Annotated in this window: 15 protein-coding genes and 1 pseudogene; 3 read left to right on the top strand and 13 right to left on the bottom strand. The window is 52.7% G+C overall.

Annotation, left to right across the window (positions count from 1 at the left end; genetic code table 11):
• Positions 1-15 precede the first annotated feature (15 nt).
• Positions 16-1,296: pseudogene (locus BXU06_RS09840) on the top strand (RNA-guided endonuclease InsQ/TnpB family protein); the annotation flags it as partial.
• Between the two features lie 203 nt (positions 1,297-1,499).
• Here BXU06_RS09840 and BXU06_RS09835 read toward each other — a convergent pair.
• The 13 genes from BXU06_RS09835 to BXU06_RS09775 all read right to left on the bottom strand — a co-directional run bounded on the left by BXU06_RS09835 (position 1,500) and on the right by BXU06_RS09775 (position 14,064).
• On the bottom strand, positions 1,500-1,850 hold the full coding sequence (locus BXU06_RS09835; RefSeq protein WP_216352458.1) for a transcriptional regulator: 351 nt from the start codon (positions 1,848-1,850) through the stop codon (positions 1,500-1,502).
• Between the two features lie 128 nt (positions 1,851-1,978).
• Positions 1,979-2,401, bottom strand: coding sequence for a hypothetical protein (locus tag BXU06_RS09830; protein ID WP_077299087.1), 423 nt, complete (start codon positions 2,399-2,401; stop codon positions 1,979-1,981).
• A 100-nt stretch (positions 2,402-2,501) separates the two neighbouring features.
• A complete protein-coding gene (locus BXU06_RS09825; RefSeq protein ID WP_077299085.1) occupies positions 2,502-3,536 on the bottom strand; it encodes a hypothetical protein in 1,035 nt (344 codons plus the stop codon).
• A 252-nt stretch (positions 3,537-3,788) separates the two neighbouring features.
• On the bottom strand, positions 3,789-4,676 hold the full coding sequence (locus BXU06_RS09820) for an NAD(P)-dependent oxidoreductase (protein ID WP_077299083.1): 888 nt from the start codon (positions 4,674-4,676) through the stop codon (positions 3,789-3,791).
• Positions 4,677-4,747: 71 nt separating this feature from the next.
• Positions 4,748-5,131 (bottom strand): EscU/YscU/HrcU family type III secretion system export apparatus switch protein, encoded by a 384-nt coding sequence (locus BXU06_RS09815; RefSeq protein ID WP_150125169.1) that lies wholly within the window; start codon positions 5,129-5,131, stop codon positions 4,748-4,750.
• Complete coding sequence (locus BXU06_RS09810) at positions 5,121-6,599, bottom strand: flagellar hook-length control protein FliK (RefSeq protein WP_077299079.1); 1,479 nt, start codon at positions 6,597-6,599, stop codon at positions 5,121-5,123. The genes BXU06_RS09815 and BXU06_RS09810 overlap by 11 nt, the downstream gene beginning before the upstream one ends.
• The gene (locus BXU06_RS09805; RefSeq protein ID WP_077299077.1) at positions 6,596-7,006 is read right to left on the bottom strand and encodes a DUF2802 domain-containing protein; all 411 of its coding nucleotides are present in this window, start codon (positions 7,004-7,006) and stop codon (positions 6,596-6,598) included. Before BXU06_RS09805 ends, BXU06_RS09810 begins: the two co-directional genes overlap by 4 nt.
• Positions 7,007-7,170: 164 nt before the next feature.
• Positions 7,171-7,491 (bottom strand): flagellar protein FliT, encoded by a 321-nt coding sequence (locus BXU06_RS09800; RefSeq protein ID WP_077299075.1) that lies wholly within the window; start codon positions 7,489-7,491, stop codon positions 7,171-7,173.
• Positions 7,484-7,972, bottom strand: a complete 489-nt coding sequence (gene fliS, locus BXU06_RS09795) for a flagellar export chaperone FliS (RefSeq protein WP_077299073.1) — start codon at positions 7,970-7,972, stop codon at positions 7,484-7,486. Before fliS ends, BXU06_RS09800 begins: the two co-directional genes overlap by 8 nt.
• A 29-nt stretch (positions 7,973-8,001) precedes the next feature.
• Positions 8,002-10,038: a flagellar filament capping protein FliD gene (gene fliD / locus BXU06_RS09790; protein WP_077299071.1), complete on the bottom strand. Its 2,037-nt coding sequence runs from the start codon at positions 10,036-10,038 to the stop codon at positions 8,002-8,004.
• A gap of 259 nt (positions 10,039-10,297) precedes the next feature.
• Positions 10,298-10,585, bottom strand: a complete 288-nt coding sequence (locus BXU06_RS09785; protein WP_077299069.1) for a hypothetical protein — start codon at positions 10,583-10,585, stop codon at positions 10,298-10,300.
• A 108-nt stretch (positions 10,586-10,693) separates the two neighbouring features.
• Positions 10,694-12,319, bottom strand: a complete 1,626-nt coding sequence (locus tag BXU06_RS18485; protein WP_077299067.1) for a flagellin — start codon at positions 12,317-12,319, stop codon at positions 10,694-10,696.
• A 188-nt stretch (positions 12,320-12,507) separates the two neighbouring features.
• A complete protein-coding gene (locus BXU06_RS09775; protein WP_077299065.1) occupies positions 12,508-14,064 on the bottom strand; it encodes a flagellin in 1,557 nt (518 codons plus the stop codon).
• Between the two features lie 896 nt (positions 14,065-14,960).
• Between BXU06_RS09775 and BXU06_RS09770 the strand changes: the two genes are divergently transcribed.
• Together BXU06_RS09770 and BXU06_RS09765 are read left to right on the top strand one after the other, a co-directional pair.
• Complete coding sequence (locus tag BXU06_RS09770; RefSeq protein ID WP_077299063.1) at positions 14,961-19,421, top strand: tetratricopeptide repeat protein; 4,461 nt, start codon at positions 14,961-14,963, stop codon at positions 19,419-19,421.
• Positions 19,422-19,445: 24 nt separating this feature from the next.
• Entirely contained in the window at positions 19,446-22,094 is a 2,649-nt protein-coding gene (locus tag BXU06_RS09765) for a tetratricopeptide repeat protein (protein ID WP_077299061.1), read from the top strand.
• Positions 22,095-22,166 lie beyond the last annotated feature (72 nt).

Genomic DNA, 22,166 nt, shown 5'->3' with positions numbered 1-22,166 from the left:
GTTCAAGCCTACAAATACGAACTGATGCCGACCGGCCAACAGCAGCGCGACATGCGCCGCTTTGCTGGCTCGTGCCGGTTCGTCTTCAACAAGGCGCTGGCGTTGCAGAAGGCACGCTACGAGCGTGGAGAGAAGAAACTGGGCTATGCGGGCCTGTGCAAGCTGCTCACCGAGTGGCGCAACAGCACAGAAACGGCATGGCTGGCCGATGCGCCCGTTCATCCGCTGCAGCAGACGCTCAAGGACCTGGAGCGTGCTTACGCCAACTTCTTCGCCAGACGGGCCGACTTTCCGCGTTTCAAGAAGAAGGGCCAGTCCGACAGCTTTCGCTATCCAGACCCGAAACAGATCAAGCTCGATCAGGCCAACAGCCGAATTTTCCTGCCCAAGCTCGGCTGGCTGCGCTACCGCAACAGCCGGGAAGTATTGGGTGCGGTGAAAAACGTCACCGTCAGCCAGTCCTGCGGCAAATGGTCCGTGTCGATCCAGACCGAACGCGAGGTCGAGCAGCCAATTCCAAAGGGCGGTACAGTCGGCATCGACATGGGTATTGCACGGTTCGCCACGCTCTCGGATGGCACGTTCCATGCCCCGCTCAACAGCTTCAAGCGACACGAAGCCCGCTTGCGCAAAGCGCAGCAGGCCATGAGCCGCAAGACCAAATTCAGCAGCAACTGGAAAAAGGCGAAAGCCCGCGTCCAGCGCATCCATTCCCGCATCGGCAACGCCCGCCGCGATTATCTGCACAAAGCCACAACCACGATCAGCCAAAACCACGCGATGGTGTGTCTTGAGGACTTGCAGGTGAGGAACATGTCCAAATCGTCGGCAGGCAGCCCCGAAACACCGGGCAAGAACGTTCGGGCCAAGTCCGGCCTGAACAAGTCCATCCTCGATCAAGGCTGGTTCGAATTCCGTCGCCAACTGGACTACAAGCTGGCGTGGAACGGTGGGCATCTCATCGCCGTGCCGGCGCAGAACACCAGCCGCACCTGTCCGTGCTGCGGCCATGTGTCGGCGGACAACCGCCAGACGCAAGCCCGGTTCCAGTGTGTTGAGTGCGGTTTTAAGGAAAACGCCGATGTGGTCGGCGCGATCAACATCCTGTCTTGCGGGATGCAATTATTGCGAGACGAAGGGCAGGACACGGCGGACGCTTCCGCCGGGCGGGAAACCGCAGCCCGGATCGCCTGTGAAGTGAGCGGAGCAGTCATGCCGCCAGCAGCAGGAACCCGCCGAAGCGACTCATGCCGGCTCGATGCCGGGATGAGCGCCGTAGGAATCCCCCGACTTTAGGCGGGGGAGGATGTCAACGGCACATTGGCCGACTGGCTGCCATGGGTGCCTTGTGGAATGGCCTGGGCGGCAAATTCGCTGATTACGTCTTTCTGGAAAACCTGGAGCTGCCAAATCGGCCATGCCGATGGTGACTATTGCCATCAGACCGATGTCCGGATTGTTGGCCACTCTAAAAATCTGTCATGGCAACAGCAAACCCACTAACCTTGCACCCAGCCGACCAAGGGCAGGGTCTTGTCGTGGGCCTCTGTGCCCTGAGATGTGGCCAGCGAGGCTGGCAACAGGCGTTGCAGCGCCGCCACATACTGCTGCAAGGCAGCCAGCCCGACTGGGGTCAGCACAAAAAAGGATTGTGGCCGGCCTACGCCGGTTTCCTTACGCACGGCCACATAGTCAGCGGCCAGCAGTTTTTTCAGGTGAGCATCCAGATTACCGTCGGACACGCCCAGCTGACGTTTAAGGTCACTGAAAGTCTGTTCGCCAGCACCCGCCAGAAACGCCACCAACTGGGTGCGCAAGGGTTGATGGAGCAAGGGATCAAGGGGTTCCATGAACATGTTATCCAAAGGTGATGGAAACGCTGAAAAACCGTCATCCCTACACCAATGGGGATGACGGCTGCGGATTTTTCCGGAGGGATTCTTGCCGAAACAAATTTTCTGAATCAACCCACGTCTCTTCAGCGCAGATCAAATTGCGCCGCCAGCGTGGCCGGACTCACTCCATCCAGACGGCCAGCCGGATGGCCGGGTTCCTGGCCAGGCAAGGAGAAGCGGATATTACCGCTGATCTTGTCACGGCCATTGAACCAAGTGCTGCCATCAAAACTCACCTGGTCGCGGTAAATCAGCACATCCTGCTTGACTCGCACCGTCAGGGTGCTCTGGTCGGTTTTGCTTAGCAGCGAGCCGGTGACCTGAGTATTCACCGGCAGATCCACCCCGGCGGGGTAGAGCAGGATAAAATCGCGATCGGCTGGCGCGGCCTGGCCGTAGCGCACCACAGGCAGGCGAGACAGTTCGGCAGACGTGGGCGCACCCAGGCCAGTACAGGCGGTCAACAGGGCGGCAGGCAGCAGCAACATCAGGGCAGCAGGTTTCATCAGAGGTTCTCCAGTGGACGGCTCAGGGCGCACGTTTCCTGGCCGGACAGGGCGCGGCAGCAAACGGGCAGAAAAAATCGTGGGATCAAGCCAGGCGGGCTTATTCAGGGCGCAACGTCACCACCAGTTGGCCGCGCACCTGCGGCCCCTCGCGGGTCAGCTCGGCCTTCAGAAAAGGAATGCTGATCCAGCGGGTGTCACGGCGCAGCCAGTTTTCCCCTGGGATACGCGCGTCGCCGCTGAGCTTGCCATCCTGCATCAGCACCTCGATGGGTTGTGTCAGGGTCAGCGGCAACTGGGCGGGGGTGGGGCGCGCAAAAATATCGCCTTTCAGTTCAATTTCAACCGGAATCACGGTGCCGGCAGGCAGGGTCACCACCTGGGCCGTCGGCAGGGGGCCGCGCTGCTGGCGAAATTGCTCCAGCGGCATGACTGGCAGGGTGGCCGGCGGGTCGCGATGGATCTGCTGATCAACAGCCATCGGCAACACCAGCACCACGGCCAGCCAGCCCAGCACCTGGGCCAGGCGTTGCCAGGCGGGCCGATGGCGACCACGGTCGAGCATCATCGACAGCAAGGGCAAGCCCAGGCCAAACACGGCAGCGGCCACCCAGCGCATGGTTTCGTAGGGCAGTTTGGCCAGCAGGCTGGCAATGCCGATGAGGATGGTCAGCAAACCGGCCCATTCCAGCAATTCTTCAGAAAACAGCCCGTGCACATACAGGCTGACCCCCAGGAACACCAGCCATACGGTACACACCATATAGCCACCACCATAAAAGAACATGGCAAAAGTGGTCAGCGTGGCCAGGCCCATCAGCAGCCATAGCACCTTGAGCACCTGGCGGTGGATGAACGACCAGGCTTCATCACGGGTTTGCTTGACCCTCTGCGTCCAGCGCCAGTCCAGCATGGCCACACTGGTGAGCACCAGCAGCAGCAGGGCCAGCCAGGCCAGCGCCCGCTGGGTGAGGTCGGGCAACTGCGCCGGGGTCAGAATGGATTCAGACAGAACAAACAGCAGGCCGGCGGGCACACCCCATAGCCAGAGCGAATGGCGCTCGATCCGCAGATTGCGGTGGCCGGCGGTGAGCATGCTGTGGATGGCGTACAGTTGTTGGCTGGGGGCGGGCATGAGCATATCCTTACTCTGTTTTGCAGAGTCTATAACTCTGCAAAACAGAGTGTCAAGCGAAAAGATCACTCATGCAGGATTTTTGCCAAGGGAGCGTATTCTGTCGTGCGGTGCCTGGCGGCAAGAAAACTGGCCGCTGAAGTTTATGGCCCCCATGTGACAAGACCGCCATGGCACTGACGCGCATGACGGTCTTCAACGCTGACTTTGTGGCGGATGCCGGGCAGCACCCCCTGCCAGTGAGCCAGGGTGTCAGGCGACGCCGGCTGGTCTGGTATTGCGCTGGGCAATCAGGCGGGCAATGGCAGACGAATCCAGCTCGCCATCGCCTTGTGCCACCAGCGCATCAATCAGGGCGGCAGCATGGCTGGCGGCTTCCAGGTGGATGCCCAATGCCTCGGCGGTTTCCGCGACAATGCCCATATCCTTTTGATGTAGCCTGGCCTTGAAACCAGGTACAAAGTTGTCATCAATCATGCGCTGGCCGTGTACATCCAGAATCCGGCTGCCGGCAAACCCGCCCAGCAGCGCTTCGCGCACCTTGGCCGGGTCCACCTCGCAGGCGCGGGCAAATTTCATGGCCTCGGCCACCGCTTCGATGGAAACCGCCACCACAATCTGGTTGCAGGCCTTGGCCACCTGCCCGGCACCGGATTCGCCAATGTGGGTGATGGTCTTGCCCATGGCCTGCAGCACCGGGCGCACCCGCTCCAGCGCCTCCGCCTTGCCACCCACCATGATGGTCAGCGTGCCATTGATGGCTCCCACTTCGCCGCCCGATACGGGCGCATCCAGAAAATCCACCCCGGCAATCGCCAGCTGGGCGGCCATTGCCTTGGCGGCGAGTGGCTTGATTGTGCTCATGTCCACTGCCACCAGGCCGGGATGCGCGCCATGAATCACGCCGTGTTCGCCCAGCAATACCTGCTCCACGTCAGGGGTGTCCGATACATTGGTGACCACCACCTCGACCTGGGCTGCCAGTTCTGCCGGGCTGGCGCACAGCTGCGCGCCCTGGGCCAGCAGGTCGCTGACCGTGTCTGGCCGGCGGGCGTACAGAAACAGGGTATGGCCGGCGCGCAGCACATTGGCCGCGCAGGCGCGCCCCATAATGCCCAGCCCGATATAACCGACTTTCATCACAACAGGTCCTCATATGCAAATACTACAGGCCATCTTGGTGCAAGATGGCGGGTTGGGGAGAAGGGGGCTCATGAAGAGGGGGCCGGCGACGGCGTGGGTGACTCTGTTGCGGCGGGCGGTGGGATAAACACCGGAGCCGACTGGGCGGCGGCGAGAATGTCATCAACCATCTGGCTGCCTTTGGACTGCCGCTCCAGATAGTACACAAAGGCCAGAATTTCCGACACGGCCTGATACAGCTCGGCAGGAATGCTTTTGTCCAGGTCTACCTGCATCAGCAGCGACACCAGCTCCGGTGATTCATGCACAAACAGGCCGGCTTCCTGGGCTTTGGCGATAATGGTTTCTGCCAGTTCGCCACGCCCTTTGGCCACCACTCGTGGGGCGGCATGGCCAGTTTTGTAGGCCAGCGCCACGGCGGCGCGGCGTTCACCCATCGGCTTAGTGGCCATTTTCATCTCCCTTTTGTACCGAGAAGGTCAGCAGGGACAAACCGGCATTGGTCAGCGCTTCGCGCAGCCGGGACTGGTTCTGGTCAATGGCGTTGGCGGTTTCGCTTGAGTCAGTTTGAAAGCGGATCATCAGCCCGGCAGACGACAGGCTGATTTTGGCCGCCAGCCCACCCAGATTGGGCAGTTCCAGCGCCAAGCTGGTGCTCCAGTTGCCAAACTGTTCACCGTCGCCATGCGCTTCGCGCTGATCGACCTTTTCCTGTTCAATCCGCCAGTCCATCGGCTGCCCTGGCCAGGCCATGCCTTGCCAGGTAAATTGCTGCTGATCCAGTGCGTCCAGTTGACGATGCACCAGCTGGCCCAATTGGGTGGTGTTGCTGTCATTGCGCAGATTGAACAGCTCGCGGTCGCGCAGCCCGGTGGCGGAACCGGTTTTCACTGCTTCCTGGATGGCGGGATTGTCCAGCGCCGTTGGCTTGCCCAGCTCGGCCAGTTTTTCTGGCAATTTCAGTACGGCTTGTGGTTCCTGGCGAATGGCGTGCAGGCTGCGGCTGCCTTGTGACCATTCGGCCAGATGCGATTCGTAAAATACCCCGCTGCGGCTGACCGCCTGCTTGAGCAGCTGCGCCATGCCTGCCGTGGGCAGTGTGTCCATCTGCTCAAACAGCGGGACAAGCGCTGCCGCTTTGCTTGGCTGGGCCGCTTTGTCACCGCCCAGCAGCGATGCCAGCGCAGCCGGAAAGCGTGCCACCGCGCTGCTGCTGGCGCTGGTTGCGGCAGAGGCTTTTTCGCCAGCAGCGGTTGCATTGGATGGTGCGCCTGCCGCCGGGACATTCGGTGCATTAACCCGCACCGGCACTTCTGCGCTGGCGATACCGCTGGGCAGCGGCGGCTTGGCCGCTGCTGCGCCGCCAGTCGTTGCCGGTTGGGCAGCAGAAGGGGCAGCATCCGCAGGCGCTGCCGCCGCCATGGCATTGGCCAGCGCCGATGTGACCGTGGCAATGCCGGTGCCGGGGCGGGAATACATCTGCGGCAAGCCCCCACCTCCTGCGTCAGGCGTCTCTTCACTGCCGCTTGCGACAAACAGCAGGGTAGACAGATAACGGGTGGCCGGGCTCAGCAATACCTTGCTGGACGAATCCGGCATGTGCATGGGCGCTTTCGCGTCCATGGCAAACGACAGCTTGGGCTCAATGGTGGCGACCACCAGCTTGATTGACCCCCCGGCTTCGCCAGCAAAGGCATGGCGGCGATCCAGGTTCAGCGTCATCAGCTTGTCTTTGACCAGCACGGTAAAGCGGTTGCTGCCGTAGGTATCGACAATCTTGGCGGTGATTTCTTCGCCCACTTCAAAGGTGGGCAAGGCCTTGGGCGGGCCACTGATTTCCAGTGTGGGCCGCCCGGTTTCACGTAAAAATCGGGCGAGCTGAGAAGAATCTGGCTGCAGCGAAGAAGAAACAGGAATCATGACCTGGCCCGCCGATACAATGCAACAATCAATTCGGCTTCACTGCGGGAGATGCCACAGCGAGTGGCTACTTCAGCCGCCGGCATGCCCTGCCGGGCCAGTTCGATGGCCTGGTTATATGGCGTGGCATTGGGCGTCACGGCATTGCCCCCGTGGGGTTGGCCTGCGCCAGCCGGATGCGCTGCCGCCTGGGCATCGCTGTGCTCAAGACGCTCCAGCCGGGCCAGCAGCGTCTTGACATCACGCTGCAAGGCGCTGAGCTGGGTCTGCTGCAGGTCAAAGTAAGTTTGTTCTACACTGCGGGTATACGAGGCGTGCTGACGGCGGGTATACCAGAAGAGTCCACCCACACCGGCCACAGCAGCCACTGCCAGGATGAGGGAAAGCCAGGAGATCAATGCATCCATCGCCTATTCGCCCGTTGAAAAGCGCCGCATCACGCGGCAGGTGAATAAAAAATGGCCTCGCGTACGCAAGGCCATCTCTGAAGCCGGCATGGTGCCAAGCAGCTATCCGGCCAGCATGCAACGGCAGATGAGCCAGACCAGCTTGCCCCGCTCTGAGCCCAAGATTACTTGTACAACTTCAGCAACCTGCCCTGATTGGAGGTCAGGGCAAGCTCGTCAGCCAGTTGATTGCGATACCCTTCGGCCAGTAGTGCGGTTTCCTGGTGAAGATCAATGACTTGCTGAACTAACTGAGTGAATGCCTCATGGCGATCCGCGTCCAGGCTGGCAATATTGACAGGCCGGGCCTGAGTGGCCGCCAAGGCAGAAAAGTATTGGTCTTCCAACTGCAAGAAGGTGTCCCAGTCCGCCTGACTGACGGCTTCATGCGCTTGTTGTGCCAGCGTCAGCACTGCCAGCCAGTCAGCAAACGCACCTTCAGACATGACCGTAGCTCAGCGGGTTATTGCGGTTTTCCGGAGGACTGTCAGGCACTGCAGGGGCGGCAGGTGCAGCCCCCGCCTCTCCCTGCAAGTACCCCGGTTGACCGATGGTTTCCCATGCGTCGCGGATGGGGGTCAGGAGGTTGATCACTTCATCCAGTTTTTCCGGCGTATTTTTCAGGTTGGCTTCAATCAGTGTGTTCGAACAATATTCGTACAATGCGTCCAGATTTTCCGCCAACTCACCACCTACATCTTTGTCCAGGGAACTACGCAACCCTTCCTCCAGAATCGCCACAGCCTTGCTCAGGGCCATGCCTTTTTCTGCAATACGCTTGGCTTCCATGTGCGCACGCGCCTGATTAATGGCGCTGAGCAGGCCATCAAACAACATCAGAATCAGCTTGTGCGGGCTTGCCTGGGCAACCTCGGATTCGAGTGAGGTTTTGCTATAGGCTTCGTAAGGGTTGCGTTTTGTGGACATACCAGTTCCTGGGTGATTTCGAAAACAGCTTACTTGTTGCTGGTCGAGCCAACCAAGGCTTGCAGCTGCGACGACAAGTAGCTGGAAAGCTGATTGTACTTGCCAACCGTAGAATCCATCGCAGTAAACTGCTTGCGCAGAGTTGTTTCCATGCGGCTCAACTTGTCATTCAGGCGCGTGCGCTGATCGTCAATGCGGCTGATGTCGCTGTTCAGGCCATTCTGGCGGGTGACAATGGCACCATTGCTGCTCGACAAAATCGTGGACAGCTTGCCACCCAGATTGTAAGCAAAACCAGTAGCAAAGGAAACCGTGCCACGCGAACCCAGTGTCGCATCATCGACACGGAACTTCAAACCTGTCGCGCCTGAGCCTGTCGCACCGATCAAGCTCATGGAGTCGTCGTCGCTCAGCGCTGTGATCCCCCCAATTTTACCTGCCAAGCTGGTCCCGGTTGCGCTGTTGCCCACGCTAAACCCGTAGGCAGCTGGCAACGTGGACCCAGCTAAGACCTCTACCTTGGAAATACTCCCAGTCTTTCCTGAAGTAATTTCAAATTTATCCGCACCAGAATTATAAGCAACGGTGACCTGACGAGTGCTGGGTAGGCTGGCGTTAATGGCATTTTGCATGCCAGTAGCCATAAAGTTTTTGGAGGCAAAGCCTGGCCCAACCGGCAAATTGGCCGTCACAAGCGTGCCATCAATGTTCAGCTTCAAGGTGTTGTTGGCTGCGGTGAAACTGGTCGGGAAGGTGGCGGCACCAAGCGTGCCGCTCACCAGCTTTGCCTTGCTTGGTGTACTGGTGACCTCAATGCCGTAAGTGCCTGTTTTGGTTAGAGAGTTCGAGTTCAGTGCAGTAAAGCCACTTTGCGAGAACTGGGCGCGTCCCATCAGCAACTGACGTACACCATCGGCATTATTGGTTAATGCTGTGCTCAGCTTGGTACTATCTAAGCTGAGCGTACCATCTTTGGCAAAAGTCACGCCAATATCAACCATGCTGGAGTAGCCCTTGGGGGCACCAGGAACTGGCTGGTTGAACATGCTGCGAACTTCAGTTTGAATGGCGCGAATGGTTGCATCCCCACTGAGCGCACCACCGCCGACTGGCGACTGACCTTTACCTGGAGAAGCACCATAGGCAGACAAGGAACGCAAAGTAGTGTTCATCTCATTGAATGCCTTGACAAAAGACTCCAACTGAGTTTTTACCCCTTCAGAGTCTCGGGTCACGCTAACACTGGTCTTGACACCACTGGTAGATACTTTATTCAGTGTAATGGTCGAACCAGTCAATGCATCAGTAATGGTATTCTGGCTTGCAGAGATTGCCACATCATCAATTTTGTACTGGGCGTTTTGCCCACGCACCAGCTCATTGCCAACCGATCCATTATTGAGAGGATCATAAGCAAACTGGTTATGAATGGAGCCGGAAATCATCGCACGGAAATCTGTTTTACTTCCGGTAGCAGTTGACTCCATCACAACCCGTTTGCCAGTGGGCGTGGACACGATACGCGCATTGACACCTGCATTCGAGCCATTGATATCAGCCACAGCTTGTTCAAGCGTGGCATTGGCACGAATGGTAATATTTTTAGCAGAAGTTGCCGGATCATTGACAAATGTTGCACCTGAACCAACCGTGCCACTGGTGGTGCCAAACTGCACGGTCATGGTGGATGCCGCACCAGGGTTCACCACTGTCGTGTTGGAAGCGTAGGTGCCAATCAGGGTGGCTTTCCCTGCTTTGGCCAACTGGCTGACTTCAATATTGATAGAGCCTACTGCCGAACCAGAGGTCGTGGTGATGGAAGCGACATCACTGTGGCTGGAAGCTCCCTTTGGCTGGTTGAATGCGGTAGCTGTTTGCAATGTTTGCGTTGCCGTCTGGAATGCAGCGACCGCATTTTTCACCGTCCCCCACGCTGAAATCTTGGACTGAGCCTTGACTTCCTTGTTGTTGAGTTGGGTCAATGGCTGAGCTTCAATTGCCATCAACTTGGTGATCATGCCCTCAATGTCAAGCCCTGAGCCAAGGCCGCCTACGGTAAGTCCCATGATAGTCTCCCGAAATGAATGAATTCAGAGTAACCGGCGATGCAGGAAAAGGCAAGCCGGCTGTAGCCAGGCGGGCAGGTTGCGGCTGCATCCACCACACACCTACTTAGTATCGGCGTAAAAGATGTCTACTTGAGCAAGCGCATCGACGTGGAGCGTAAAGAACCATAAAAAAACAAGTGCTTGCGATGAATATCGTCAAGCACTTGTCTGGCTTATCTGGCGTGGCAAGCGCAAAGATAGCATATCGTGAACCGCTCTATGCATAAACACTGGTGCCGTCATCATCATCCAGTTCGTCCAGCTCGCGAATGATTTCCTTTTCCTCACGCTGCACATCGCGCAGTTCCTGGTGCAGGCGAGCGGCTTTTAATGCATCACTGCTTGCATTCTGTTTCTGGCTGCTGGCCAGCGCCTGGACGGCTTGGCTTGATACCGCAACAGTAGGCGCACTGGCCTGAGAAGTAGACAGACTACGAGGAAAATCGTTGTTGCTGACCAGCGTAGACGCGGCTGGTACAAAAGAAGAAGCAGGAATGGTCGACATGAAAAACCTCCTCCAAAACTGGCAAAACGGGCTATTCTCGCAGAAAAACCCAGCAGGCAATGCCCGCCGGGTTTTTCCGTTAGCGACTGGCTAATCCAGTATACAAAATTACTGGAGCAGTTGCAGTGCTGCTTGCGGACGCTGGTTAGCCTGCGACAGCATGGCGGTGCCAGCTTGCTGCAGCACTTGCCAGCGCGACAGGTTGGAGGTTTCTTCGGCAAAGTCAGCGTCACGGATACGGCTACGCGAAGCGGACAGGTTTTCCGAGGTGGATTGCAGGTTTTCTACCGTCATCTGGAAGCGGTTTTGCAGCGCGCCCAAGTTGGAACGGGTGCTGGAGATGCGCGACAGGGCGGCATCAAGCACCGACAGGGCCTTGTTAGCACCCAAGGCAGTGGTAATATCCACACCAGACAGGTCAGAACCCTTCACGCCACCGATCTGGATGCCAGTAGCAGAGACATTGAGCAGGCCACCTGTAGCGCTAGCCAAAGAAGTTTCCAGCGTGTAAGCGCTATCGCTGGTGAACAGCACACGACCGCCCACTGTTGAATTACGGTTAGCGGTGGCACCGCCAACACTCAGGGTAACTTGACCGATGGTGTGACTGGCAGCCGTGCCTGCGTTAGGGGTAATGGTGCCATTACTATCCAACGCACCCTGCAGGGTCATGATGCTGGCGTTACCCCAAGTTGCACCAGCAGTATTCGAGGAAGTGACAGATGCTTCCTGAATCTTGATGTCGCTGCCATCAGCGGCAAACAACTGCACACGATAGGTGCCTGCCGAGCCGGGCAGGTCAACTTTTTGTGCCACCACGCCAGTTTTACCAGAAACATCATTGATGGCGGTTACCAGACCGTCCACATCAGAAGCTGTGCTGCTGGAATAGGCAGAAATCGTTTGGCCATTCAGCTTAAAGTTAACCGAGGCCTGCATGGTGCTTTGAGTGCCCAGCGACAGGAAGGCATAGGTTTCTGCACGAGCAGCCACACCACCAGTGTAGGTGGATTGTGCGTTGACACGAGCAGCGATTTCTTTGGCGGACAAACCATTGATGGTAGCGCCACCACCCAAATCCACCAAACCAGTCTGGCCTTTGGAACGAATGGTCAGAGTTTGTGCCTGCATGCGGTTGATGTTACCCGACGTCGTAGCCGCATCATTTGCAGCCGCAGAAGCAGCGATCATGCTACCGGTCGCGTCAGAATAAGTCGAGCGCTCAAAGCTTGCCATGTCGGCAGCCTTCGAGGAGCCGATGCCGAAGGTGATAGTTTGGTTGGCATTTGCGCCTACCTGGAACTGGGTTTTGGAAAAGTTGCCGTCCAGCAGGTTCTGACCGTTAAATTGAGTGGTGTTGGCAACGCGATCAAATTCAGCAACCAACTGGTTAACTTCGGCCTGAAGGGCACGGCGGTCAGAGGTGCTGTTGGTGTCGTTGGCGGACTGCACGGACAGCACGCGGATGCGTTGCAGGATGTCGGTAGAAGTTTGCAGGGCACCTTCAGCTGTCTGAGCGACCGAGATGCCATCATTGGCGTTGCGACGAGCCTGATTCAGGCCGTTGATCTGGGAGGTCATACGGTCACTAATGGCCAGACCTGCAGCATCATCTTTGGCGCTGTTGATGCGCAGGCCGGAAGACAGGCGTTCCATGGTGGTGGTCAGGCCCACATTGGTGCCAGCCAGTTTACGCTGAGTATTGAGCGAGGAAACGTTCGAATTGATGATCATGATACAACTCCTGATGAAGAGCCTGAAGTGTTGAGTAACCTTGATCGTGCGGATCCGAGCTTTCGCTCATCGTTGCTTTAACGATTCAACCCGCCGTCTTTCCTTATTTCGACTCTCAGCACACAAACTTGAGAGCTCCTGTACATTTTTTTGCATCACCGGGCAACGCTTGCCAGAAGCGCCAAGCCCTAGCGTAGCAGCTCCAAGGCGCGAGAGGCCGAGTTGTTTGCCTGGGCCAACATGGCCACACCCGCCTGCTGCACAACCTGAACACGCGCCAGATTGGAGGTTTCTTCCGCCATATCAGCATCTTTCACCCGGCTTCTGGCAGCAGAAGCATTTTCCACACTGGTAGACAAATTATCCTTGGTGAAATCAAACCGATTTTGCATGACCCCCAAGCCAGCCCGATAGCTGTTTACCCTGGCCAGCACGGCATCCACAACTGCAATCGCAGCCGTACTATTACGGGGATCATCCAGCTTGACCTGCCAGAGCGTGCTGCCCTTGTAAGACGACACCATGGTATTGGGCGCATACGCAAACAGCCCGCCCGATGTGCCAGCCGCTGAGTGAGAAATCGTGTAAGCAGAATCACCAGTCATCAACACTCGCCCCCCCACGGTGGTGTTTCTGAGGGCGGTTGGCAGGCCTCCGGCAGTCAGAGACACGGCAGCACCTACGCTGCCAAAAGAGCCATTCTCCGCATAGAGCCCCTGCACACCCACTGTGCCGGTAGCCCCCCCCGTGCCCAGCGCCACAGACACCTGCGAAAGCTGAATATCCTCACCCTGAACGGCATGCAGCACCACACCCACGCTACCACCAGACAATGCCTGCTTGCTGGCAACCACCCTGGTGCGGACTGATTCATTATTAATGGCAGCAATCACGCCGTCCACATCGGTATCGGCGCGGTCAGCATAAGCCTGAATGGACACGCCATTAAGCTTCAGGCTGACACTGGCAGACTGGCTGCTGGCAAAAGTCATCAGCGCATAGGTTTCTGCTCGTGCAGCCAACAGGCCATCTTTTTGCACCAGTGCATGATTCATACGGTCTGCTACATCTTTGGCCGAGAGCCCTGCCTGCAACACCGCTGCGCCAGTCATACCCCGGCCATTGATCGCCAGATTTTGCGTCTGTAAGCGATTACGCTGCCCGGCGTGACCATCCGAAGTAGCCGTCTGCGCCGCCTGCATTGAGCTGGTCGTGCTGATATCGCTACCCAGCTCGTAGCTGTAAAGATCTTCCACTCGGGATGACTGCACCCCCAAGCCCACCGCTTGCCAGCCCTTGTAGCCCACATGGACAGAGGCCGTCAGCGAAGAGCCATCCAGCAATTTTCGGCTATTAAACTCGGTGTCTTTACTTACCCGGTCAAATTCGGCCACCAACTGATCCACCTCGGCTTGCAGCGAGGCTCTATCCTGCTGGCTATTTGTGCCATTGGCAGCCTGCACTGCCAGCTGGCGAATGCGCTGCAGGACATCCGCAGATTGCTGCAATGCGCCTTCTGCTGTCTGCGCCATTGAGACTGCATCATTAACATTTCTCCGGGCTTGCCCCTGCCCATTGACCTGGGTACTCATGCGATCAGAAATAGCAAGACCTGCGGCATCGTCTGCGGCTGAATTGATGCGTACACCGGAAGCCAGTCGAGCCGTAGTGACCTCTAGGCTTAACCCGCTTCGCCCTAACGCACGACGCGTGAACAGTGAAGCCGCGTTAGAATTGACAATCATAATGATTTCCCAAGTTCAGTTTTGCCGACTCAAATTTTCAATCATGTTAAATTTCAACAGTCGAAGGAACAAGCAGGCAGAAGCAAAACGATTAGACAGTGTCAAGGTTGCGCCACGCTAGCAAGCGCCACACTAGCAAGCGCCACACTAGCAAGCGCCACACCAGCAAGCGCCACACCAGCAAGCGCCACGTGATTTAGCCGCTACACAGTACACCTGATAGGTGTGCTCAAAGTGCCAACAAAAAGCTTATGTTAGCATCTGTGCGGTGTTGCGAATGGAGGCGCACATAGGCTTATCGGCCACAACATCAAAAACTTGAGACCACTTCACTCATAGATGCTCCACCGGACAGATTTCAATCAAAAAATTAGCCAACAAATTGATATTAAAGAAAAAAAGATAAGTTTACACATAACTTCCTTCCCTCTACTTGCTTCGAGCCGGTCACTGCCGTTAAGATGCAATAAAGTTATGACTGAGCTTCTGTTGTGCTTGGGCTTCTAGGGATACGCTGAAAAAAATCGTCATTCCCGCAAAGGCGAGAGCCTAGGATGTTGATTGTGTTGGGTGTTGCTTTTGGCGAAAACGATTTTTCTGGATAAATCAGTGTATCCTTAGTCGAGCAGTAGAGCTTATCCGATGTCACGCAGGCTCGCAGCCCTAAAGATTGCTATTCATGTGATCTTCCTGTACGCATCCGAATACGTCTTATCAATTCAGGTGCTGAAAATAGGTATACCATAAAACCGAATTTTTCAAGAAACATGTTTATAATTAACCAGGGCCTGAAGCGCCAAGCAACTTTCACGATTCTAACTTCCCCGACACTTCTGCATCGCCCGCACCCGTAAAGTGCCCCGGCTGTTGCATGCCGTTAATATCAGGAGCATTACATGGCAATTATGAATTCCACCATCATCGTCAATGGAAAAAGATTTTCATTTGAACAAGCTTCCAATAAAGCCAGAGAATTGCTTGCCAAAAAAGAATTTGCCAAAGCAGAGGAAATTGCCAGGGCAATTGTAAAAGCCCATCCAAATTCCGATATCAGCTTACAACTCCTTGGTGTTGTTTTAGGCGAACAAGGAAATTATGTTGAAGCCGTCAAGTATTGCGAGGCTGCAGTAGCCATTTGCCCTGGCAGTACTCACCAATATAACACATTAGGTATTTATCTTGCTGGCCTTAATGAACTGGACCGTGCAGAGGCCGCATATAAAAAGAGCTTGCAACTTAAACCCAATAATCCAGATGCAGCTTATAATCTTGGTAAATTATTGCTGACCAAACGCAACTATAGTGAAGCAGAAGCCTATTTGCAGCAAGCATTAACCACCGGAGCTCAGGGCGGTAGTGTTTATTATAATCTTGGCGCATGTGCACACCAAGTGGGGAATTATGGACAGGCCATTCTCTGGTTCAAGTTGGCGCACAATGACAACCCAGAAGACATTGAGTCACTTGTCAATATTGGAATTTGCTATCAAGATAGTAGTCAGCACTCTGCTGCGATTGAGTTTTTTGAAAAAGCATTAAAGCTTGACCCTAAAAGATACGACTGCCTGCTGCAATTGGCAGTCTCCCATCTCTCACTTACACGACATGATCTTGCAGAGAAATATCTCAATGAATATCTAGAAAAACCTATTGACAAAAGCGATGAGATTAATGCTTTGATGGTGCTTGCAGGCTTACATAAATCACGAGGGGATAGCAAGCGATCAATTGAAGTAGGGAAAGAGGCAGTGGAAAAATTCCCGGAAGTCAGTGAAAACTTTAGCAATGTTTTGCTTGACATGGTTTACCATGATGAAGTCAGTCAGGAAGAAATGTTTGAATGGGCTAAAAAATATGCTGAATATTATGAAGCGCCATATCAAAATTCTACACCTCATTTCAGCAATACCCCAATCCCGAATCGCAAATTAAGGATTGGCTATATCTCAGCAGATTTTTTTAATCACGCGGTCTCATACTTTGCATTACCCTTGATCTGTAATCACAACAAAGAACTATTTGAAGTTTATACTTACGCAGTACGTGACTATATTGGGCCTGTTAGTGCGCAGTATAAAAAGAATAGCCAATGGGTACCTTTAGTTGGTATGAATGATGAGGATATTTGCAATCGCATTAAATCTGATAAGATTGATATCTTGATTGATCTAGCAGGGCATACCGGTGGCAATCAGTTGCGGGTATTTGCCAGACGCGCAGCACCAGTGCAAGCAACCTGGCTGGGATATCCTTTCACGACAGGGCTATCTAACATGGACTATCGGATTGTGGATGCCATTGTGGAACCTGAGGGATTAGCAGAGCATCTTAGCACAGAGAAATTGATCAGAATCCCTGGTACATTTTGCGCTTATCGCCCTTCTATTGGTGCTCCAGATCGCTTGCTGACGCATGAGCTGGATGTGCTTACTACTCCTGCCAAATTAAATGGCTACGTTACATTTGGATGTTGCAATAACATTGCCAAGCTGACAGATTTTACCTTGGAAATGTGGGCCCGTATTATGAATCAAGCCTCTACTGCCCTGTTGCTAATTGAAGCGCCAGGCATGGATGGTGAGGCCACGCGTAATCAAGTGCATAACCGCTTTCAAAAGCAGGGCATTCCTATGGATCGGGTTGTTTTTACTAATAGAGCAGAAAATCGACAATACTCGCTATACCATAAGATTGACATTGCACTAGATCCATACCCCTGCAATGGGGGCACAACAACGTGCGATGCACTTTTTATGAGCGTTCCCGTCATCAGTCTGAGCGGCACGAGATTTATGTCGAGAATGGGTGCTACTTTCCTGAAAAATATCGGACACCCTGAATGGGTGACAAGTTCTCCGGATGCGTATGTGCAGATTGCGGTGGAGCTAGCATCTGATATTGATCGCCTAGATCAAATTCGCCAATGCTTACGAGCAGAAGTTGAGTGTTCGCCGCTGATGGATGAAACAGGTTTTGCTCGAAAAATGGAACGGGCATACAAGGAAATGTGGTACACATGGTGCACAATGCAGCAGTCCGGCGATGTCTCGGATGCCTTTGGTAAAGCTGTATTAGAAGAGACTTCCCACATTGAAAAGTTGTATGAGAGTCAAGCTTGGCATGAACTTTTGCAAAAATCTTCTGTTTATTTGGAGAGTCACGACAGTGATACGCAAGTCCGCTATATTTATGCTAACGCGCTATGGAAAACAAGTTTTATTTCAGAGGCATTGAATGAGTTTTTCCGTGTATGCAGTGAGCAGCCAGATGTTAATCAATATCTGTATGCTTTAGCCCAATGCTTAAGTGATGCTGGACAAGAAACTGTTGCAGGAGAAATGCTAAAATCGTTGCTAGATCCAGCATATAAGCAGAAAGTTCATTATTATCTTGCTGCATGGCTGATTAAGCAAGGCAAGAGTATGAGCTTGGCCTCACCAGAAGCCAATCGTTTTTTTAATCAAGCTATTGGGTTTTTACAGCACTCACTGGAAGCTATGCCTAGCCACGTAGAAAGCCTGGCTTTATGTGCGGACATTTATTTCTATCGCAATCAATTTGCTTCTGCAGAAGTCATGGCGAGTCGGGCGATCAAACTTAACCCAGAACATCTCCTTGCCAATTTAACGCTGGCAAAGCTGTTGATGAGCCGTAATAATTTCTCGCATGCAAAATCAGTGTTACTAGCAGCTGCTCGGCAGAGGCCAGAAGAGCCGGAAGTTGATTGCTTACTTGCCCAAGTGTACAAATCACTTGGCGATCTTACTTATATGCTTAAGCACAACTCAATGGCTATTCAGAAAGCTCCTGAAAGTATCGAATATTGGAGCCAGTGGCTAGATCATGCTGAACGCACAGGCATCACCACCAAGATGGAATATCAGGAAAAAATCAATTTATTAGTGGAAAAATTTGCCACTCAATCAACCCCACTACACCGAAACATCCCCGATATGAATCGGAAACTTAAAGTTGGCATTTGTTCCAATGCATTTATTGATAGCCATGAGCACAATTTGCGACACAAGGTCTTAGCCTCAATTGACAAGAACAGTTTTGAGACATTTTATTATTACAGTGGCTCACAGTTAGATGAGCAAACTCAGTTTTTGAAAGAAATGTGTGCAGATCATTGGCGCTTCACCCATGGCCTCTCGCATTACGCCATTGTTGCCTACATGCGCGAAGATGAGATTGATATTTTAGTAGACATGTCTGACCATGCAGCACACAATTTTACATATGCTATCATGCAAAAACCAGCCCCCGTTATTATTAACTGGGGACGTGCGGGTCATGTCTCAGGGTTACCGCAAGTAGATTATGTATTGACCGATGCCATCATCGGGGCCGATGCATGGGGGCAAGGCATTTATGAGAAGCCATGGGTGCTGCAAGGAGTTCCATTTATTAGTTACACCCCGTTTGTCAATTACCCCGAGCGGCACAGTATGGCGGTGTTCAATGTGCGGCCGTCTCCCTGCGTAGAGCGTGGGTACATTACATTTGGTAGCGCTTGTAATACCATGGACTTAACCTCAGATACTTTGAATCTTTTGGCCTGTTCATTATCTGCTGTGCCAGAGGCAAAATTGCTATTGAAGAATTCGCAAGTGGCACACAAGGCCCAACATGCATTGCAGGAACTGGGTATTCCCTCTAGTCGGGTACAGTATGTAAATAATGTTTTGGTATGCGAAGAGCTTTTCTATCAGGAAATTGATATTGTATTGGATTGCACACCATGCAGTCAGCATGAAACTTCTATTGATGCTATTTGGATGGGGGTTCCTGTGGTGACCCTTACTGGAGAGCGTGCCACCTCACGTATTGGCGCATCCATCTTGCACCATGTTGGCCACCCAGAATGGACGGCAAACACAGTGGAGCATTTTGTAGATATTGTTAAGATGCTCTCCGGTGATTACCCTGCTCTTGATGCTATTCGCCAACAGTTGCGCCCAGCCTTACAAGCATCTGTGCTCATGGATATGCCTGCCTATGTGCAATCTTGGCAGAATGCTTTGACTCAAATGTGGAGACTTTGGTGCGAGAGTGATGATGGCATGGCTGCACATGATTACTGGAATCATGTGCAGGCCTTGCAGTTATGTGATCATTTGCTGGAAGAGGGGCAGGCTGATCAAGCATGGGAGGGCTATAAGAGTATTTTGGCACACTGGCCAAGTTGTGCAGAGTCGCTGTATGGCCTGGGAATGATTATGCTTGATGAAAACCCAGAGCAAGCAGCTATTTTGTTGGAGCACGCAATGCAAGGCATGCCAGCTACACATCGAAAACGGGAGCTCTGCCTAGCGGCACTGGAAACGGCTCATTCCAAGTGTACAAAGCACTAAATATGTAAGATTTTTTGGTGCAGCATGAGTGTGCTGCACCAATTTTGGTCTCAACCTATCGCATTGGCACTTTTCTTAAAGCTCCAGTGCAGCCGCTTAACACCAGACAAATCCCCTGGGATTTTTTCAAAAAAGCTCGGCGAACTCAGAGAGTTAAGTGCAATGACAGGAGGTCTGGAGAAAGCGCCTATGAAAGGTTTTGTACCATCTACTCTCTCAACGGAAGCGCAGGGCATGCATCTGATCACCCACCTCTCAAATCTTTACCGTGAAGGCTTATTTGAAAACACGGTGGCTACTGCCACATGTTTTTTGAAAGATCATCCGGAGCATATCGAAGCGACTCATATCCTCGGTGCAGCCTATCTGGCACTTGGTCAATATTCAGATGCACAACCGTATCTGGAAAAGTGCATCAGATCAGCCCCTTTTAACAGTGTATACAGAAAGAATATGGGTGACTGTTTTTACAAACAGAATAACCCAATTCAAGCTATTGAGCATTATTCAGTTGCTTGCCATGTAAATTCAGCGGATGAACAAGCATTTTTCAAGCTGGCCACTTGCCAAAGTGAATATGGTCAACATATAAGTGCTGCTTCACCAGAAGCAGACGCTATGTTGCAGCAGGCAATATCAAACTATCTTCATGTTCTTGAACTGAACAAGAAAAATGCTTTTGCGTGGAATAATATTGCGTGTATTTATCTATATAAAAACAAAACAGATGAAGCTGAAATTGCCACAAAAAATGCGCTAAAAATCAATCCAGCCATGCACGAAGCGCTGATTAATCTTAGCATCGTTTTTTTTAAGAGAAACAAAATTACTGCTGCGATCGAATTTACAGAGCGGGCGCTTTCTTTTCAGCCCAACACACCTAATGCATTAAATAATTTGTCTACTTTTTATGGCTACACTGGTGATGCTTACCGAGCCACAGAAGCCAGTCGCCGTGCTGTGATGTTGCAACCAGAAATCAGCGCTTGGCATGATACCTTTCTGCTTAATCAGCTATATTCTGATGTTTATACTGATCAAGAACGTATTGCCGCTTATCAAACTTACCAAAAAGCAGTGGAAGCAGCGCTCCCTGATTCAGCTTTTCGGCCACACCTGAACTCCCCTGAGCCAGACCGACGGTTGAAAGTGGCTTATGTATCAGGCGATTTCAAGAAGCATTCTGCCAGCTATTTTACAGAGAGCTTGTTTGCTTTGCATGATCATGTAAACTTTGAGGTATTTTTATATTACAATAACAATCAAGTAGATACCATTACTGAGCGTTACCAAGAAAAATATGCCGATTCCTGGAGAAATATTTACGGACTCACTCCTGAAATCATTGCAGAGCTTGCCCGAGATGATGGCATTGATATCATGATTGATCTTGCTGGTCACACCAAGCATAACGCATTGGCAGCATTTGCCAGAAAGCCAGCGCCGGTTCAAGCAACATGGTTGGGGTTTCCTGAAACGACAGGATTAAGACATATGGACTATCAGCTAGTTGACCATATTATCGAACCTGAACAACATGCAAAAGCAAAATTTGGGTTCGAGCGTATCTGGCACTTATCTACGCCATTTTGCACCTATACACCGTGCGTTGCCAATCCAGAATGGCAGCATATGGCAGCTTATCAAGTATCATTGCTTCCTGCCACTAAGAATGGCTACATTAGTTTTGGCTCAGCCTGCAATATTATCCGATTGACGCCCACTACTATTAAAATGTGGAGCAGGGTGTTACATGCCATTCCAAAAAGCATTTTGATATTAGAAGCTGTTGGCTTGGATGAGACTGATATTGCAAATACAGTCATTACCCGTTTTGCCAATGAAGGCATTGAGCGTGCTCGTCTCAGGCTATGCCCAAGAGATGGTAAGGCACAGTACTTGCTATATCATGATTTTGATATTGCGCTTGACCCATTTCCAAGTAATGGAGGCACCACTACATTTGATGCTTTATGGATGGGGGTTCCCGTTATTAGTCGACAAGGAGATCGCTTTGCATCCCGAATAGGTGCTTCGATACTGACTCACTTAGGTCAGAAAGAATGGATTGCAAATAATGAAGATCATTTTGTTGATATCGCCAAGTGTCTTGCATCGGATATCGCCTTACTCTCAGTGATTCGGCAGGGCTTGCGTGATAAACTTGCTAACAGTGCATTAATGGATGCACCTTCTTTTGTTCAAGGATTTGAGCACGCGCTACGTAAGATGTGGCATGCATGGTGTAAAAGTGAGCAATCCAACATCGCTAAAGAGTTTGCTGCGCAAAATGAAGCGCTAGATCTTTGTGCCACGCTGTTAGAGCAAGGCGCTTTGCAAGAGGCAGCCAAAGGCTATCAGATTTTATTAGAAAAATGGCCAAGCTGCAGCAAGGCACTTTATGGCTTAGGTATGGTCTTGTTGCTGGAGGACAACTCCAAAGCAGCACAAGAATTATTGCAGCGAGCTGTTTTTGCTTCTCAGATGGAATGCCAACCTCCTGCTGTTCAAGCACAAATCTTGGCCGTACTTGGAAATGCATGTGCTCGCCTCCAGTTATTTGAGGAGGCCATTATGCATTTACAGTACAGTTTGAGCCTGGACGACTCAGCCACTACAGAAATGTGGCTCAAAGAAATTATGAAGCAAGTACCAGAAAAGCACGGCAATTGACCGCTATTTTAAATCATTAGCATGATAATACCATCCTTAAAAAACATCACTCATTATATGGTTTTACCATAA

This window comes from Aquaspirillum sp. LM1, assembly GCF_002002905.1.
Taxonomy (GTDB): domain Bacteria; phylum Pseudomonadota; class Gammaproteobacteria; order Burkholderiales; family Aquaspirillaceae; genus Rivihabitans.
Note: the sequence above shows the minus strand (reverse complement) of the source record. Positions and strands in the feature narration are given on the sequence as shown.